This window comes from Celeribacter indicus, from assembly GCF_000819565.1.
GTDB classification, from domain to species: Bacteria; Pseudomonadota; Alphaproteobacteria; order Rhodobacterales; family Rhodobacteraceae; genus Celeribacter; species Celeribacter indicus.
This window is the reverse complement of the sequence record NZ_CP004393.1, coordinates 4,028,272-4,045,808: the sequence shown is the minus strand read 5'-3', so window position 1 is coordinate 4,045,808 and position 17,537 is coordinate 4,028,272. Positions and strand designations below refer to the sequence as shown.

The following is a 17,537-nucleotide window of genomic DNA, read 5'->3' as shown; positions in this document are numbered from 1 at the left end:
CTGTCTCCTTGGAGTTAGAAGTCGAGGCCCCTCGCGCCGCCATGGGCGGCCGACCAGGCCAGAGGATCCCTGAGAAACGCGGCAATGGTGGCGCGCTCCTCGGGTGTGAAGCGATCGTGGACCTGCGCGACGTGGAGGATGTCCTTCCATGTGGCCAGCGCATGCAGGCGTATATCGGAACGCTCCATGGCGGCGCTGGTCTCGGGGAAGATGTCATACTGGAACACCATGAAGACATCGCTGACCACGAGCCCCGCGGCGCGCAGGGCTTCGCAGAACCGCAGTTTCGAGGCGCCGTCGGTCGTCAGGTCCTCGACCAGAAGAACGCGCTGTCCGGGTTGCCAGACGCCTTCGATATGGGCCTCGGGGCCGAAACCCTGCGCACGTTTGCGCACATATTGCATCGGCAGGCCGGTCTCGGCGGCGATCCATGCGGCGAAGGGAATGCCCGCGGTTTCCGCCCCGGCGATGGCGTCGATCCGGTCGCGGCCGATTTCGGCGTCGATCACCTCCGTGGCGAACCCCGTGAGTTTCTCGCGCAGGGCAGGAAAGGAAATCACCTTGCGCACATTGATATAGACCGGGCTCGCCACACCGGAGGAGAGAATGAAAGGGCGTGCCCCGGCCACCTCCACCGCGTGAATATCGAGCAGCGCAAGCGCTGTGCGGTGCGCGAAATCGGCGCGGGTGTCGGCGCTCAATGGCATGGTGTGAGGCTCCTTCATGATGCGGCCTCCATATAGGTGGAAAGGATGTCCACGCCCACCATGAAATCGGCGATTTCCATGGCCTCGTCCGGGTTGTGCGAGCCGTTGCGGTTGCGCACGAAGACCATGCCGGCGGGCACCCCTGCCTGTGCAAAGACCGCTGCATCATGGCCGCCCCCCGAGGCCATCGCAAAGACCGTGCCCGTGACACGCTCCATGGCTTTCTTCAGCCCCTCGACCAGATCCGGATCCATCAGCGCGGGGGCGACCGCCACCTCGGAGCCGCGTTCGAATTCCACGCCACGGGTGCGGGCGATGTCGGCCATTTCAGTCTTGAGATAGGCGCGCATCTGGTCGAGCGTTTCGGCATCCTGCGAGCGGATGTCGAGCGAAAAGGCGATCTCGTCGGGGATACGTGCAATCGCATGACGGCTCGGATCGGTCCCCACGACACCGGAGGTCAGGACGAGGTCTTCCCCGGTGTTCAGAAGATGCTGCCATGTGTCGTCCAGCCTGTGCATCAGTTCGGCAAAGGCCAGAACCGGGTCATGCCGATAGGCGCGGGGCACGGCGCCGGAATGACCTGCCTGTCCGATGCAATGGATGTCGCGATAGCGGAAATTGCCGCGAATGCCCGTCACCACGGCGGCGGGAATGTCACGCTCGACCAGGAGCGGACCCTGTTCGATATGCAGCTCGAGATAGGCGTCGATCCGGCTCAGGTCGCAGATCGGCTGCCGGGCCCGGACCGGGGCGGTGTCGACGCCGAGCGCCTCCAGATGCGCACTCAGGGGCCGCCCGTCGCCTTTGTGCGCGGCGCCGAACTCGCCTTCGGGCAAGCTGCCGGTGAGCATCTTGGAGCCGATATAGCAGGCCCCGAACCACGCGCTTTCCTCGCCGCGCATCGCCAGCACCTTGACCGCCCTTCCTGGCCTCCGCCGGCCCTGGCGTGCCTCGATGAGGACCATCAGCCCGGCGATGACGCCCGCAAGCCCGTCATAGTTTCCGCCCATGGGCACGCTGTCCACATGGCTGCCGATCACGGTGAATTTTTCGGCGTCGATATGTTCAGGCAGGGAAAACCAGAGGTTTTTCCCTGCATCCTCGTAGACGTGAAGCCCTTCGGCGCGGGCGCGGGTGGCGAGATAATCCAGCGTCTCGCTTTCCTTGTCCGAGAATGCGGGACGGCTGACGCCCGCCTTGTCGCTGGACAAGAGGCGAATGTCGTCGAACATCTTGGCGGCCAGATCCGCCACGCCATCTGTGCGGTGGTGTTTCATTCGAATGCCCCTGCCTCGGGTGCCTCGATGGAACCGATGACCTCGTCGAGGGAGGTGATGCCCTGCGCCGTCATCCAGTCGCGAAGGTCGCCGATCAGCCGGGCCATGACGGTGGGGGACTGGAAGGTGGCGGTGCCGATCTGAACCGCCCGCGCGCCCGCGATCAGGAATTCGAGCACGTCCTCCAGTGTCGAGATGCCGCCGCAGCCGATGACGGGAATGCCGGTGGCCCTGGCGCATTGATAGGTCATGCGCAGCGCGATGGGTTTGATTGCCGGACCCGACATGCCCCCCATGACATTGCCGAGGCGCGGACGGCGTGTCCCGATGTCGATGGACATGCCGAGCATGGTGTTGGCGACCACAAGCGCGTCCGCTCCGGCGGCTTCGGCTGCGAGGGCGACCCCGATCGGTTCGCCCGTGTTGGGCGTGAGCTTGGCCCAAAGGGGCAGATCGGTTTCCGCGCGCAGGCGGGTGACGACCTCATGTGTCGTGTCGGGGCGCATGGCAAAGGCGTTTCCGTCCGCCTCGATATTCGGACAGGAGATATTGGCCTCGATCGCTGCGACGCCCGGCAGGCTGACCTCGCCGCAAAGCCGGGCGAACTCGTCGAACGAATGCGCGGAAATCGACACCACGAGCGGCGCGCGATAGGCGGACCAATAGGGCAGCATTTCCTCGCGAAAATAGGTGATGCCCTTCGAGGGAATACCAATGGCGTTGATCATCCCCGATTGCATGTCACAGACACGCGGCGTGGGATTGCCGGCGCGGGTGCCGTGCATGATGGTCTTGAGCACATGCGCGCCCAGGACATCGAGATCGAAGACATCGGCGAGATCTTCGGAAAACGTGCCGGAGGCGGGCATGATCGGGTTTTGCAGCGTGAGCGCGCCAAGGCGGACGCTCAGGTCGACAGGATGCAGGTCTTTCATCAGATCGCCTCCGAAATGGGGAAAACCGGCCCCTCGCGGCAAACGCGGCGCTGGATGATCCGCTCTCCGACACGGAAGCTGCGCACGCAGGCCTGACACATGCCGAGGCCGCAGGCCATTTGCTGTTCCATGGCGATCTCGCCGGGGATGCCGTGGGCCGCACCGAGCTCTTGCAGCAGGCGCAGCAGGCGTGAGGAGCCGCAGGTATAGAAGGCATCGACCCGGCGTTTCGCAATGCGGTCCTCGATCAGCGGGCGCAGGGCTTCGGGGGTGGAGCTGCCGTCTTCGTCATGGACGACGATCACCTCCGCGCCGTAGCTCTCGAACAGGTCGACGGACATGGCGAGTTCGGCGCGGCGGGCGGAGCAGATCGCCGTCAGCTTGCGGCCCCTTTCGTATGCCATGCGGGCCAGCGGGGCCAACGTGGCAAGGCCCACGCCACGGGCGACCAGCATGATATGCTGCCAGTCGTCCGGCATGGAGAAGCCCTGCCCCAGAGGGCCGAGCACGTTGAGGGGATCGCCGGGCGCGAGCGTGGCAAGCCCGCGTGTACCGGCGCCGGCGACCTTGTAGAGGAACTCCAGACGCCCCGCCCGTTTGTCATAGCCATAGATGCTCATGGGACGGCGCAGGAAAGGGTGCTCTCCCTTGGGAGCGGGACAGAGAAGCTGAAAGAACTGGCCCGGATGGCAGTCGAGAACGGTCTCCGGCGCGTCGAGGACGAGTAGGCGATATTCGCCGTTCACGGGGGTGTTCGAGACCACGGCACAGGTGGCTTCGGAACACCGGGGGGAAAGCCCCTGCGGCACAGGGACGGGGATGATGGTCGGATGATGAGTCATGGATCTGCCTTCGATCAGCCGTAGATCAGCTTCGGAATGAAGAGGGAGATTTGCGGGATGTAGGTGATGAGCAGGAGCACGATGAGGTTCACGAGCACGAAGGGCCAGACACCCCGGATGATATCCGCAACCGGTTTGTTCAGGGTCGAGGAGGCGACAAAGATGTCGAGGCCAAAGGGCGGCGTGATCATGCCAAGGCTGACGTTGAGCGTCACCAGCATCCCGAAATGGACCGGGTCGATGCCGAAGCTCAGTGCGACCGGATAGAGCGGCGGGACCAGCACCAGAAGCGTCGAGTTCGGATCGATGAACATGCCTGCCACGAAGAACAGGAGATTCACCGCGATCAGGAACGTGATCTTGCCCGCGCCGGTGGCCTCCAGAAAGGCGATGATCTCGTTGGGCACCTGCGCCAGCGTGACGAAGAAGGAGATCAGCCCGCCCATGGCCAGCAGAACGAAAATGATCGAGGTGTTCACGGCACTGTCTTCGGTGATCTTCGCAAGGCCTTTCAGATCCAGCGCGCGAAAGACGAACATTTCGACGAGGATGGCATAGACCACACTGACGGCGGCGGCTTCGGTCGGGGTGATGATGCCGGAATAGATGCCGCCCAGAATGATCACGGGCATGCCGAGGGCCCATTTGGCATGCCAGATCGCGCGCAGGCGATCGGCCCACGGGGCGCGCGGATCGTGGGTGACGCCGTCGCGGGCCGCCTGAATGCGGACATAGACGGCAAAGGCGAGGCCGAGCACGAGACCGACGGCCAGGCCGCCGGCGAAAAGCCTCGAGATCGAAGTGCCGGTGATCCAGCCATAGACGATCAGCGTGATCGAGGGCGGGATCAGCAACGCGGTTTCCGCAGAGGAAACCAGGAGCCCGAGGCTGAAACGGTCGGAGTATCCCGCCTTGCGCAGTTCCGGATAGACCATGCGGCCCATTGCGGCCACGGTCGCGGGGGCCGAACCGGAGACGGCGCCGAAGGCCATGCTGCCGCCGACGACCACATGGCCCATGCCGCCCCTCGTGTGGCCGACAAGCGCCTTGACGACACCGATCAGCTGGCGTGCGATCTGTCCCGAGCCCATGAGATTTGCCGCAAAGATGAAGAACGGGATGGCCAGGAGCGTCGAGTGGTCAATGCCGCCCACGATCTTCTGCACCACGGCGGCGTCCGGCAGGCGGGCATAAAAGGCTTCCTTGTAGACGAGGGCCGGAACGCCGAGAACGAGCAGCATTTCGAAGCCCGCGACCAGGAGCACGATGGCGAGAAGGAGGATGAGAGCGAGGATCATGCCGAGGCCTCCTGATACCGGTCAATGAGGCCCAGGAGGCTTAGCCCGTAGCGCAACGCCAAAAGCAGGAAGCCCAGCACCGGGGCGAGATAGATATAGCCCATCGGAACGCCGAGGGTGGGAGACCTCTGGCCTGACCTGAGGACGAACTGCACCAGATCGAGCGCCAGCCACGCCACATAGAGGCTCATGCAAAGCCCCACGAGGTCGATGACTTTCAGCAGCAGGGCGAGCATGGGAGCGGGCAGTCGATCGCGCATGCTGGTGATCCCCACATGTTTGCCGCGCTCCAGGGCGAGCCCGAGGGCGAGAAACACCAGAAACAGGTTCATCATCCGCACGGCTTCCTCGATCCAGGCAAAACGACTGGCAAAACTGCCGCCGATTTCGCGGGTGACGACGGAGCTGGTATAGAGAAACACCATGAGCAGGAAGAGACCGATCAGGACGGTGCGTTCCACAGTTCGGAGTGCATTGAGAAGACGCATGAGAGGGGCTTTCTGGGATCGCCGTTACAGGAGATTTCGCTGGCCGGGAGATGTTTCGGCAGGCACGCCGGAAAAAAAGAATGCCGAACCTGAACAGGGAGTCAGGTTCGGCGTCGAGTGTCTCAAAGCGCGTTATAGGCTTCGGTGTAGATGTCGAGCAGGCGCTGACCGGCCTCGCCGGTTTTCTTGACATAGGCATCGGACGCCGGGCCGAACGTGACGTCGCGCAGTCTGGCGCGTTCGTCTTCGTCGGCGACACGGACATTGGTGCCCGCCTCCTTGACGGTCGCAAGCGCGGCTTCGACGGCGGCGGCCTTGTGTTCGGTCAGCTCCGGGATGACTTCGGCAAAGGCGTCCCTGATGACGGTCTGATAATTCTCCGGCAGGCTCTCCCAGAACATCGGGTTGAAGAGGACCACATCTTCCATCGCGCCATGATCGGAGACGACGAGGTTCTTTTGGACCTCGTAGAATTTCATCGCCGTGATCGTGTCGAGCGGGTTTTCCTCGCCATCCACGACGCCGGTCTGAAGCGAGGTGTAAAGCTCGCCGAAGGGCAGGGCAATGGCGGAGGCCCCAAGGGCGTTGAACTGTTCGATCAGGATCGCGCTGTCCATGACGCGGAATTTCTGGCCCGCGAAATCCTCGAGCGTGTCGAGCGGTTCATTCGAGGTGAACTGTTTCTTGCCGTTGGGCCACAGATCGATTGCGACCATGCCCTTGTCGGAGAAACTGTCGAGCAGCGCCTGTCCGAAGGGTCCGTCGCGCAATTCTGCGGCGGCCGCAGCGTCTTCGGGGATCAGGTAAGGGATGTCGAGGATCGACACGAGCGGATTGAACCCGCCGAGAAACGCCGCCGGCGCGACGGTGGCCTCCAGCGTCCCAAGCTGCACACCCTCATTCATCTGGCGCTGGTTGCCGAGTTGGCCCTGGGGGAAGATCTGGAACTCCACATCGCCATCCGTGCGCTCGGAGACAAGCTGGGCCACTTTTTCAAGAAGGACGTGGCGACTTTGCTGTGTGCTTTCGAGATGGCCGATGCGGGCCACATAGTCCTGCGCAAGCGCGGGGCTGGCGAGTGCCAGTCCTGCGAGCAGGACGGCTGGGAAAAGGGATTTGGGTTGAGACATGAAACGCTCCCGGTTGTCAGGTTATGAGGCCATAGACTCCAAAAAGCGGAGGGGAGATCAACAGGAAAGTCTAAAAAATGAGACGAAAATCGATTTTGACCAGAGGATATAATTTAATGATGAAATTTTAGGCGAAAATATCAGTCTTTGACGCCCTCAGAGGCCATGAGCCCTTCCACATGTTCCGCAGCTTCGCGCCCCTTGAGTGCAGTCTTCCAGAGGCGTTCGGCGATGCTTTCGTGCAGATCGAGGGCTTCGGGGGCGGATGTGATGAGGCCGACACCTACACGAGTATTCGGGTTATGTCCAAGGCGAAACGGGCTGATCGTCAGGGTCGAGCGTCCGGCCTGTCGCATGATCTGAAACGACGTCGACGGGATCGGTTCCCGTGCAACGCCGATCTGCACTCCGATGTCAGGAGAGCGCAGCATGTCGACGATATGCTGCACTTCGTGACAGGCCATCTTGCGGCGCTCCTCGCGGAGGCCCGGCGCAAGCTGCGTATTGCCTTCGAGCCCTTCGCGGAGGAATTTCCTGATGTCCGCATCGGAAATGATCGACGCGAGAAGGGGGCGCCGCCGGGCGAAGCGCCGTTTCCTTTCTCTGAGTATTTCCAGTATTTTGTCGATATCCTGACGTTCGTCAGCCGCACTGGACTCGCTCAGCACGTCCTTGAGGACAACGTCGTATTGGTCGGTTGTCACCAGATAGGAGATCGGGCTGAACAGGCCGATAATCTGATCGCAGTCTTCCTCGATCTGGCGCATGCGTTCGAAGAAGCTCAGGGCATTGTCCACATATTCGATGCCGACTCCGAGCAGGCTCGGAAGGGACACCTGAAGCTCGTTGGAGATCGCCGAGAGCATGTCGATCTTGGTGATTTCACCCTTTTCCGCGCGATACAGTGCGGCACGGGATATATTCAGCCTGGAGGCAAGCTCTTCGGGGGACAGGCTGCGTCCGAGACGATGCGCCTTGAGGCGCGCCCCGATCTCCCTGAAATTGAGTTCCGTCTCTTCCACAGTGCGCCTCGTCTGAAATTCCGCCGGTTTGCTCGCGCGGTCTGTCCGCGAGGATGGCCTACAGGTTGTATCAAAAATGAGATGACCATGCTTTCCGAGTTGTCGCAATGGGTTTTTGATATCTGCATGAGCGTTTTGAGATCTCTCGGACGATCGCTTGGATATCACAGTCCGGAAAGGACGTTCTCCGGACGGGACACCACAAGAGAGGGAATCCCGCTGTGGCTTCCGGGAAATGCAGGCGGGGTGTCGGTCGCCGGGGACACCGGGGTCGGCGAGGACGACGATATGGCCCGATCCGGCCGATATCATTGCCTCGCGGTGCATCTTGCAGTTTGATGCGACCTGCAATTGGGACATTTGGCCTGGGAGGAGCGGATGTCGGAGGAGAGATCGGGCGGGGAGGGAGATCCGCTTGCCGGCGCGGCGATTCTCGTCGTGGACGACGAGCCGGGCATGCGGCATTTCCTTGTGGAGACGCTGAGGCCCCTGTGCCGGCGGGTCGACGAAGCGGCCACGGCGCAGGCGGCATCCGTTCATCTCAAGGCGCGCCAGTATGACGTGATGATCCTCGACAACCTGATGCCGGGGGAGAAGGGGCTCGACTGGCTGATCGGGCAGCGCGCGGAGGGCGGCTTTACCGATACGATCATGATCACCGCCTATGCGGACCTCCAGACCGCCATCGAGGCGCTGCGGGCCGGTGTCTCCGATTTCGTGCTGAAGCCGTTCCGGTCGAGCCAGATCCTGAACGCGTTGCGCCGGTGTATCGAGATGGCCGCGCTCAGGCGGCAGAACATGCTGCTGCGCCGCGAGCTGGAGACGGGCAGTCTGGGGCGGCGGCGGCGGCATGAGCTGGTCGGCTCCTCTGCGGCGGTCGGACAGGTGCGCCGGATGCTGGAGCGGGTGTCGAAAGTGTCCACGCCGGTGTTGATCACCGGCGCCTCCGGCAGCGGCAAGGAGGTTGCCGCGCGGCATCTGCACTGGCAGTCGCCGCGTGCGGCCGCCCCTTTCGTTCCGATCCAGTGCGGCGCCATTCCCGCGGAGATGATGGAATGCGAGCTCTTTGGGCACGCCCGCGGCGCCTTTCCGGGCGCGACGACGGGAAGCGAAGGTCTGCTCGCCTCCGCGACCGGGGGGACGGTCTTCCTCGATGAGGTGGCCGAACTCAGCCCGGCGGCGCAGACCGCGCTGATGCGGGTGCTGGAGGATGGGATGATCCGTCCCATCGGCACCGCGCGCGACGTTCAGCTCGACCTGCGCTTCGTCATGTCCTCGAGCAAATCGCTTCCGCAGGCGGTGCAGGAGGGGCGCTTTCGCGAGGACCTGCTGTTTCGCATCAACGTCATCGAGATCCCGATGCCCGCCCTGCGGGAACGCGGCACCGATGTGCTTGAACTCGCAGAGCTTTTCCTCGCCGAGATCTCCCTGAACCTGCAACTGCCGAGACTCGAGATGGATCAGGCCGTGCGGGCGGCGATGCTGCGGCACGACTGGCCGGGCAATATCCGCGAGCTGCGCAATTTCATCGAGCGCTCGCTGATCTTCGGGGCCTTTCCGCTGGACACCTTGTCCACCGTTCCGGCGACGGAGCGCATTCCCTCGCTGGAAGAGACCGAGCGGCGCGAGATCCTGCGCGCGCTCGACGCGCTGGGCGGCAATCGCAGCGAGGCGGCGCGGCACCTGGGGATTTCGCGCAAGACCATCGACCGCAAATGCGCGGCCTGGGGTCTTTGAGCGGTGTCGCGCCTCTCGCGGATCATGTCGTCCGTCCGGGTGCGATTGCTGGTGATCGCGCTGTTGCCGATGCTGGTCCTGCTGCCGCTGATGCTGGGCGGGACCATGTGGCGCTGGTCGGGCAAACTCGACGATCTCCTGGTCAACAAGGTGACCGGTGATCTGACCATCGCGGACCAGTATCTCGGGCGGCTCGTGGAAATGTCCGGTGAGCGGCTCGACGCGGTGGCGGGCTCCGTGCCGTTCCGCGACGCGCTCGACCGGGGAGAGGCCGGTGCGTTCCTTGCGGCAACGCAGGCCCGGCTGGGGCTGGATTTCCTCTACCTGTTGCCCGAAGGCGGAACACAGGCGGGTTTCGGTGCAGACGACTGGCCGGTGATCGGCGCCGCGATGGCGGGGCGATGGCACAGTGCGGTGGATATCTTCGATCACGCGGAGCTCGAGGCGCTGGCGCCCGGACTGACCGCGCAGGCCGAGATTCCGCTGGTGCCGACGCGCGCCGCCGTGCCGACCGACCGGAATGCCGAAAGCCGGGGCATGGTCATCCATTCCGCCGCGCCGGTCACGCTACCCGGCGGAACGCGGGGCGCTCTTGTCGGCGGCTTGCTCCTCAATCGCAACCTCGAGTTCATCGACACGATCAACGCGCTGGTCTATCGCGAACAGAGCCTCCCGGCGGGCAGCCAGGGCACCGCCACGCTGTTTCTTGACGACGTCCGGATCTCGACCAACGTGCGGCTTTTCGAAAATGTGCGGGCACTGGGCACGCGGGTATCGGCGGAGGTGCGGGCACAGGTGCTCGATGAAGGCCGGATCTGGCTCGACCGCGCCTTCGTGGTCAACGACTGGTATATCTCCGCCTATGAGCCGATCCTCGACAGCCGGGGCGACCGGGTGGGGATGCTCTACGTCGGGTTTCTCGAGGCGCCGTTCCGACAGGCCAAAATCACCTCCGTGCTGATGCTGTCGGCGGCATTCCTGCTCATCACCCTTCTGTCCGTACCGGTGTTCCTGCGCTGGGCGCGCCACGTCTTTCGCCCGCTCGAGGCGATGACCCGCACGATCGCCCAGGTCGAGGCCGGGGATCTGACCGCGCGCAACGCGGCAGGACGCGGTCAGGGGGAGATCGCGCAGGTGGCCGCCCATCTCGACGACCTGCTCGACAGGCTTCAGGCGCGGGACCGGGAATTGCGGGACTGGGCGGAAAGCCTCGAGGCCAAGGTCGAGGAGCGCACCGCCGATCTGCGCGCCGCCAACCGCCAGCTCGAGCGCACCACCGAGCGCCTGATCATGTCGGAAAAGCTCGCTGCCGTGGGCGAGATCACGGCCTCGGTTGCCCATGAGATCAACAATCCCGTTGCGGTGATCCAGGGCAATCTGGAGCTTGCGCGTCATCGGCTGGGGGCAGAGGGCGACAAGGTGTCCGAGGAGTTCCGCCTGATCGACGATCAGGTCTACCGCATCGGCGTGATCGTCTCCAAACTGCTGCAATTCGCCCGGCCGGAGGAGTATTCCGGCACCGCCAACCAGATCCTGCCCGCCGAGGTCGTTGCCGATTGCCTCGTTCTCACCCGGCACCAGATCGACAGCGCGGGTCTCGTGACGCAGGAGCGGCTGGCGGGGCTGGCACGGGTCCTGATGTCGCGCACCGAACTTCAGCAGGTTGTGGTCAACTTGATCCTCAACGCGGTTCACGCCATGCCGCAGGGCGGGGTCCTGAGCGTCGCGACGAAAGATGCCGCCGACGGTGTCAGGATCACCATTTCCGACACGGGAACGGGAATTGCCACCGATGTTCTGCCGCGCATCTTCGATCCGTTCTTCACCACGAAGCAGGCGCAGGGCACCGGGCTCGGCCTGTCCATCAGTCAACAACTCGTGAGTCGGGCCGGAGGCCGGATCACGGTGCAGTCCCGGCCCGGAGAGGGGAGCCGGTTCGACATTTTTCTTCCCGTTGCTGCACCGCATTGATCCGGACAGAATGGGACAGAATGCGCCGGCCATTCCGCCCGGAGGATGACAGAATGTCTCAATTCGCCTGCGTGGCGGGGAGATCCGGGGGACAGGATTTCATCTTAACTATTTGTTTTATATAAATATAAATCTTGACTTATCAAGCCTCCCCCGGTCCCCTCTGATCTGTGCATGCGCTCGCATGCCGCTCGGTCGCGTCGCGAGAGGAGGTCGCGGCGCCCCAGCAGACAAGGGAGGATAACTCATGAGCAACGCATCTGGAGGTGCGCTGGGGTTTCTGCACAAGAGCCACATCGTCGCCGAACCCGGTTACAACCGCTGGCGCGTTCCGCCGGCATCCATCGCCATCCACCTCTGTATCGGTTCAGTCTATGCCTGGTCGGTCTTCAACCCGGCGCTGACCCGCGAACTCGGCGTCGTGGCCTCGAGCGCCGAGGACTGGAGCCTCAGCTCCGTCGTCTGGATCTTTTCGGTGGCCATCGTCTTTCTCGGCCTGTCCGCCGCCTTCGCCGGCAAGTGGCTCGAAGAGGTCGGACCCCGCATGGTCGGTGTCGTCGCCGCCTTCTGCTGGGGCGGCGGGTTCATCATCGGCTCTTTCGGCATCACCAGCCATCAGCTCTGGCTGATCTATCTGGGCTATGGCGTGCTGGGGGGCTGCGGTCTCGGCCTCGGCTATGTTTCGCCCGTGTCGACCCTGATCCGGTGGTTCCCGGACCGGCGCGGCATGGCCACGGGCATGGCGATCATGGGCTTCGGGGGCGGCGCGATGATCGCAGCCCCGGTCAAGGGCTGGCTGCTCGAGATGTTCCAGAGGGCGCCGGAGTATCTCGGGGCACAGGGCACGGTGGAGACCATCGTCGAGAACGGCCGGGTCTTTGCCCAGACCGCACAGGGACAGATCGAGGTCGTCGTCGCGACCGCGGCACAGGCCGCGAGTTTCGGCGGAGAGGCCGGTGTCTATGTCGTCGGCTCCGGCAATACCGGCGCGGCACAGACCTTCCTGACGCTCGGCATCGTCTATTTCGTGGTGATGCTCATCGCGTCGTTCCAGTACCGCGTCCCGGCCGAAGGCTGGAAACCCGAGGGCTGGGAACCGAAACCCGTCGCTTCGGGCATGGTCTCCCGCAACAACGTGCATATCGACCAGGCGCTGAAGACGCCGCAATTCTGGCAGCTCTGGATCATGCTCTGTTTCAACGTGACCGCCGGGATCGGCGTGATCGGCGTGGCCAAGACGATGATGAGCGAGATCTTCGGCACGGTGATGCCGCTGGTCGTCACCGCCGGCTTCGCCTCGACCTATGTGCTGATGATCTCCGTCTTCAACATGGTGGGGAGGTTCTTCTGGGCCTCGACCTCCGACTATATCGGGCGCAAGGCGACCTACATGATCTTCTTCGTCCTGGGGACGGCGCTTTATCTGTCGATCCCCTATTTTGCCACGGCCGTGGCCACCAACCCGGCGATGATCTACCTGATCGGCTTCTATGCCGCGACGATGATCATCTTCTCGATGTATGGCGGCGGGTTCGCGACCATTCCGGCCTATCTGGCCGACATGTTCGGCACCATGCATGTCGGCGGCATCCACGGACGGCTGCTGACCGCATGGTCCACGGCCGGCGTGCTCGGGCCTCTGGCGATCACCTCGCTGCGGCAGATGTCGGTGACGAGCGCGATCAGCGATCTGGCAAGCAGGGTCGATCCGGACACCTTCGCGGCGACATTCGGTGCGCCGCTGACGCAGCTCGACCAGCTCGTCGCGGCCAACACGGTGACCATCGCCAAGCTGATGGAGATCGCGCCGGCCGGGACGGTCGACCCGACGCCCAGCCTCTACAATACCACGATGTATTGCATGGCGGCGCTGCTGGTGGTGGCGTTCTTCGCCAACCTCTTCATGCGTCCGGTGAAAGAGCATCACCATCACGACGAGCCTGATCTTCAGGCCGTGCCGGTGGAGTAAGCCAGTGCCTCGGGGCGTTCCTCGGGACGCCCCGGATGCCTGTCTCGTTTCCGATCATGATCGACAAACTGGACATGTTCATCGCCCTGTCGCGCGAGGCGCATTTCGGGCGCGCAGCCGAACGGCTCAACATCTCCCAGCCGACGCTTTCCGCGGGGATCAAGCAGCTCGAGGAACAGCTGGGCGTGCAGCTCGTCTATCGCGGCTCGCGCTTTGGCGGGCTGACGCCGGAGGGACAGACAGCCCTGGTCTGGGCGCAGCGGATCGTCGGCAACACCCGGCAGCTTCGCGAGGAGATGCGCTCCGGGCGGCACGGTCTGGCAGGGGAAATGCGCCTGGCCGTGATCCCGACCGCCCTGACCTGGGCGGCGGAGCTCGCCACCTCGTTCAGCGCTCTGCATCCGAAGGTGCATTTCACCATCCTGTCGCGCAGTTCGCGGGAGATCCTGCACCAGCTCGAAAGTTTCGACGCGGATGCGGGGATCACCTATCTCGATAACGAGCCTCTGGGGCGGGTCGACACACTGCGGTTGGGAGAGGAGCGCTACGTGCTGGTCTGTGCGGACACGAGCGATCTGGCACGGCGCGCATGTGTCGGGTGGGGCGAACTGGCCGGCCGCCCGCTGGCGCTCCTGACGCCCGACATGCAGAACCGGCGTATCCTCAACCAGATCTTTGCGGACCACGGGGTGACCCCGGCCACGACGATCGAAACGAATTCGATCATCGCCCTCGTGGCGAGCGTCGCATCCGGTGGCTGCGTGACGGTCCTGCCGGGCACGATCACGCGCTTCCTTGCCGGCGGGGAGGGAGTGGTCACGGTGCCGATGGAGGTGACGGGGGCTGAACACGGGATCGGTCTCGTACTGCCTCATCGCGGCGCACGCACCCCCATGCTCGACGCATTTCTGGCGGAGGCGGGGAAGCTCTTTGCGCCGGTGTGATTTCCGTTTGAGCCGAAGTTGCACCTGCGACTGCCGTTGTCTGCGCGACCGTTCAACTGGCGCGGACTTGGAGATTCTGGCTCGCTCTGCTGGGGCTCGATAACGGCCCGTATGGACGTACACCCCATATTATCGAGCCTGAGAAACATGCCAGCTCTGCCGAGCGGACCGCACTGCCTTCGGCGTACCTGAAATGAACGCCGAAGGCACGCTCGGGGAGCAGTCGTCCGGGATGAGGCGCCGATCTCCGGCTATCCTTCCGCATAGGGAAAGCGCTCGCAGGAGGAGCCATCCTACCCTTTTCGCCCTCTCTGCTACTCCGCTGCATGATATCCTGCCGGCGCTGCATGTCGGATGCTGTCTCTCGTGGGAAGACAAGGGAGGCAACGATGAAACAGCTTCAGAAGACACCGCGGAGCCGGGCTCTGCTGGCGGCCGTGCTGGCGGGGGGGATGGGACTGAGCGCATGCTCACCGGCGATCGACACCACCGACAGGATCGTCCCGTTGCTGGGCCCGCCGGTCACTGACAATGCGACACCCTATACGGCCTGCCTGTTCGCCCTTGCGGCCAGCCCGAGCCAGAACAGGCCGACCTTTGCCGTCGGTCAGGTCTCCGACAAGACCGGCAAAAGGGCCTACGACAGCCTGAACGACAGCACCGAACTGACGCAGGGCGTGTCCGAGATGGTCATCAGCGCGCTGTTCAAGACGCGGCAGGTGAACCTTGCCGAGCGGCTCGATCCGAGGGTGGCGCTGGCCGAACAGCAGCTTGTCGCGCAGAATCTGATCAAGCGGCCGGCTGGTGTCGTGAACGTTGCACCCGCGCATTTCGTGGTGCTCGGTGCGCTGACCGAGCTCAACTACAACATCCACTCCGGCGGCGAGCGTCTTCATATCGCCGGTATCGGCGGCGGACGTCGGGCGGCGGTGATCAATGTCGGGCTCGATCTGAGACTCGTCGACATGCAGAGCTTCGGGACCGTCTATGTCACGAGCCTGCAAAAGCAGATCGTGGGCATCGAACACGAGGCGGGTATCTTCCGCTTCTTCGACGACCGCTTCGTGGAATTCGACTCCGGGAACATCCGCAACGAGCCGTTGCAACTCGGAGTGCGATCGGTGGTGGAACTGGCCGTCTACCAGATCCTCACCGAAGGGCTCGGCCTGCCAGCACAACGGACCGAAGGCTGCACGCCGGGCGGGGAGTATCCCCGACAACCAGACGAAACGCAAACCTGACCTGAGGAGGACTATCCCATGAAACTGCATCATCTCGCCGCTTCCGCAATCGCGATCATGGCTGCCGTGCCGGCCGTGGCCTTCGATACCATCACCTGGAACTGGGACGCCGACGTCCAGACCACGATTGCGACCGATGCCCTGAGCAGCGTTTCCGTCGCACCGACCGGCCTGGAGCAGGTGGAAAGCGACCAGACCACCCTCGGAGCGTTCACGGCCACCAGCTCGAGCACCGCGATCGACAATGCGCTCACGGGGCTGACCGGCCTTTCCACCGACGACGTGGTGAACGTGGAGACCCAGGCAAGCGCCCTCGGCAACAGCGCGAGCTTCGACTCTGATGTCTCAATGGCGCTCGACGCCCGCCAGGTCTTCGGCGGGGTCGATACAAGCCTCTCCACCTCCCTGACGGGAGAGATCGTTCCCTCGGTGCCGGGGGTCATCACCGCGAGTGCCAGCACGATCGGAATTCTCAACGGCACCGTCGACAGCGACGCGACCGGCGTGGCCAACAACCTGACGGCCGCGCTGACGACCGCCTCGGCGCAGGATGCCTTCCTGCTTGCCAACAACGTGCAGACGGCCCTGGCGACGGTCACCTCGACCTCGAGCGTCGATGCGGTCAGCTTCACCGGCATCGGCGGTCTGGGTACGCTCTCCGCGCCGGCGGTCTCCTCCGCCTCAACCGCCGTCGGCAACAATCTCGGCGTCACCATCGACGGACCGAACTGAGTACCGGACAGCGTCTGAAGCCCTTGCCTCACCCAGTCTCCCCTCACGGGCTTCTGGCGCTCGGGCGGTCCGGCCTGCACTCCGGACCGCCCCCCATCCTTCACCCATAGGAGACCTGCGATGAAATACCTGCTTCTTCCCTGCCTTCTGCTGGTCGCGCCGGCAGAGAGCTTCGCCGGAGAGACGACCTTCATGGTCGGTTCGCGCCCCTGGAACTTCGTCCCGCGGAGTCGCGAAACTCATCTCACCATGCAGATGCGCGGCCCCGACAGCACCGGACAGGCCGGGAGCGGGGTCGGCATCCTGTCCGGCGGCTATCCCGGCTATCCGGTCGCGTCCAGCGCCTACGCCGTCGGTAACTGGATACAGATCGAGATGTCCCTTGCGGAGGGCGCCGAAGGGCTGATCATGGTGGAAAACCACCAGACGAGCGAGGGTAGCCAGCAGTCGCTGTCGGACGCCCTCGGCGAGATCGCGGAAAGTTACCAGATCGACGATGCGACGGACGCCGGCGTTATCTTGGAATAGAGCAATCCGTCCCGAGCCGATCGGTCACGGCGTTCCTGCGCGGCTGCGGCCGGTCCTGCCCTGCCGGCGAAAGCCGCACCTGAGGAGCGCTATCCTTTCGTATAGCGGTTCTTACTCTGATGAGTTCGCCACAGGCGGCGCTGATGCGCTAAAACGGAGGAACCGAACCGGAGTGCGAGGAAAGGACATGCGATGCGGATTCAGACACGGATCACGGGGGCAGCCCTGCTTTTCTCGCTTCTGCCCGCATGGGCGATGGCCGATCTGCCGGCCCCGAGCGGTCCGGTCCTCCTGACGGTGAGCGGCGCGATCACCAGAACGAATTCCGAAGGGACCGCCGAATTCGATCGGGAGATGCTGGAGCGCCTGCCGGTCACGGAGTTCGAGACGAGCACGATCTGGACCGAGGGCACCCATGTCTTCACCGGCGTGTCCCTGGCCGATCTGCTCAGATACCTCGGTGCCGAAGGCGCGCAGATCAAAGCCTCGGCGCTCAACGACTATGTCGTGACATTGCCCGTCACGGACGCCGTTCCCCATGGCCCGATCATCGCCTACGAGATGAATGGCGCCGCGATGAGAGTCCGGGACAAAGGGCCTCTCTGGATCGTCTATCCCTATGATGCCAACGCGGACTACCGCAGCGAGGTCATCTATTCGCGCAGCATATGGCAGCTTGACCGCCTTCATGTGGGAGAGTGAGCAGGTGTCGG

At 63.8% G+C, this 17,537-nt stretch carries 16 protein-coding genes; 8 read left to right on the top strand and 8 right to left on the bottom strand.

Translation table 11 applies throughout. From position 1 onward, the window contains the following. Positions 1-14: 14 nt before the first annotated feature. From P73_RS19885 to P73_RS19850, 8 genes are all read right to left on the bottom strand, one after another. Positions 15-725 carry an orotate phosphoribosyltransferase gene (locus tag P73_RS19885; RefSeq protein WP_202966919.1) on the bottom strand — a complete coding sequence of 237 codons (711 nt, stop codon included), beginning with the start codon at positions 723-725 and terminating at the stop codon, positions 15-17. Next, positions 722-1,987: a Zn-dependent hydrolase gene (locus P73_RS19880; protein ID WP_043870938.1), complete on the bottom strand. Its 1,266-nt coding sequence runs from the start codon at positions 1,985-1,987 to the stop codon at positions 722-724. The genes P73_RS19885 and P73_RS19880 overlap by 4 nt, the downstream gene beginning before the upstream one ends. Then, on the bottom strand, positions 1,984-2,922 hold the full coding sequence (locus tag P73_RS19875; RefSeq protein ID WP_043870937.1) for a dihydroorotate dehydrogenase: 939 nt from the start codon (positions 2,920-2,922) through the stop codon (positions 1,984-1,986). Before P73_RS19875 ends, P73_RS19880 begins: the two co-directional genes overlap by 4 nt. Continuing rightward, a complete protein-coding gene (locus P73_RS19870; RefSeq protein WP_052453438.1) occupies positions 2,922-3,764 on the bottom strand; it encodes a dihydroorotate dehydrogenase electron transfer subunit in 843 nt (280 codons plus the stop codon). Before P73_RS19870 ends, P73_RS19875 begins: the two co-directional genes overlap by 1 nt. 14 nt (positions 3,765-3,778) lie before the next feature. Further along, positions 3,779-5,062 (bottom strand): TRAP transporter large permease, encoded by a 1,284-nt coding sequence (locus P73_RS19865; protein ID WP_043870936.1) that lies wholly within the window; start codon positions 5,060-5,062, stop codon positions 3,779-3,781. Beyond that, the gene (locus P73_RS19860; protein ID WP_043870935.1) at positions 5,059-5,550 is read right to left on the bottom strand and encodes a TRAP transporter small permease; all 492 of its coding nucleotides are present in this window, start codon (positions 5,548-5,550) and stop codon (positions 5,059-5,061) included. The genes P73_RS19865 and P73_RS19860 overlap by 4 nt, the downstream gene beginning before the upstream one ends. A 122-nt stretch (positions 5,551-5,672) precedes the next feature. Beyond that, the gene (locus P73_RS19855) at positions 5,673-6,680 is read right to left on the bottom strand and encodes a TRAP transporter substrate-binding protein (protein ID WP_052453437.1); all 1,008 of its coding nucleotides are present in this window, start codon (positions 6,678-6,680) and stop codon (positions 5,673-5,675) included. A gap of 140 nt (positions 6,681-6,820) precedes the next feature. Next, positions 6,821-7,702: a helix-turn-helix domain-containing protein gene (locus P73_RS19850; RefSeq protein WP_043870934.1), complete on the bottom strand. Its 882-nt coding sequence runs from the start codon at positions 7,700-7,702 to the stop codon at positions 6,821-6,823. A gap of 378 nt (positions 7,703-8,080) precedes the next feature. On the opposite strand from P73_RS19850, the gene P73_RS19845 reads away from it, so the two are divergent. The 8 genes from P73_RS19845 (at position 8,081) to P73_RS19810 (ending at position 17,526) form a co-directional block, all read left to right on the top strand. Continuing rightward, entirely contained in the window at positions 8,081-9,439 is a 1,359-nt protein-coding gene (locus tag P73_RS19845) for a sigma-54-dependent transcriptional regulator (RefSeq protein WP_043870933.1), read from the top strand. A gap of 24 nt (positions 9,440-9,463) precedes the next feature. Beyond that, positions 9,464-11,410: a sensor histidine kinase gene (locus P73_RS19840; protein ID WP_052453602.1), complete on the top strand. Its 1,947-nt coding sequence runs from the start codon at positions 9,464-9,466 to the stop codon at positions 11,408-11,410. 247 nt (positions 11,411-11,657) lie between these two features. Next, positions 11,658-13,379 carry an OFA family MFS transporter gene (locus tag P73_RS19835; protein ID WP_043870931.1) on the top strand — a complete coding sequence of 574 codons (1,722 nt, stop codon included), beginning with the start codon at positions 11,658-11,660 and terminating at the stop codon, positions 13,377-13,379. A 35-nt stretch (positions 13,380-13,414) separates the two neighbouring features. Further along, a complete protein-coding gene (locus P73_RS19830) occupies positions 13,415-14,323 on the top strand; it encodes a LysR family transcriptional regulator (RefSeq protein WP_338032858.1) in 909 nt (302 codons plus the stop codon). A 389-nt stretch (positions 14,324-14,712) separates the two neighbouring features. Continuing rightward, positions 14,713-15,564 (top strand): CsgG/HfaB family protein, encoded by an 852-nt coding sequence (locus tag P73_RS19825; RefSeq protein WP_202966918.1) that lies wholly within the window; start codon positions 14,713-14,715, stop codon positions 15,562-15,564. 18 nt (positions 15,565-15,582) lie between these two features. After that, positions 15,583-16,296 carry a hypothetical protein gene (locus P73_RS19820; protein ID WP_043870930.1) on the top strand — a complete coding sequence of 238 codons (714 nt, stop codon included), beginning with the start codon at positions 15,583-15,585 and terminating at the stop codon, positions 16,294-16,296. 120 nt (positions 16,297-16,416) lie between these two features. Continuing rightward, positions 16,417-16,824 (top strand): hypothetical protein, encoded by a 408-nt coding sequence (locus P73_RS19815; protein ID WP_043870929.1) that lies wholly within the window; start codon positions 16,417-16,419, stop codon positions 16,822-16,824. Between the two features lie 192 nt (positions 16,825-17,016). Beyond that, positions 17,017-17,526 carry a putative pterin-binding protein gene (locus tag P73_RS19810; RefSeq protein WP_043870928.1) on the top strand — a complete coding sequence of 170 codons (510 nt, stop codon included), beginning with the start codon at positions 17,017-17,019 and terminating at the stop codon, positions 17,524-17,526. Positions 17,527-17,537: the final 11 nt, after the last annotated feature.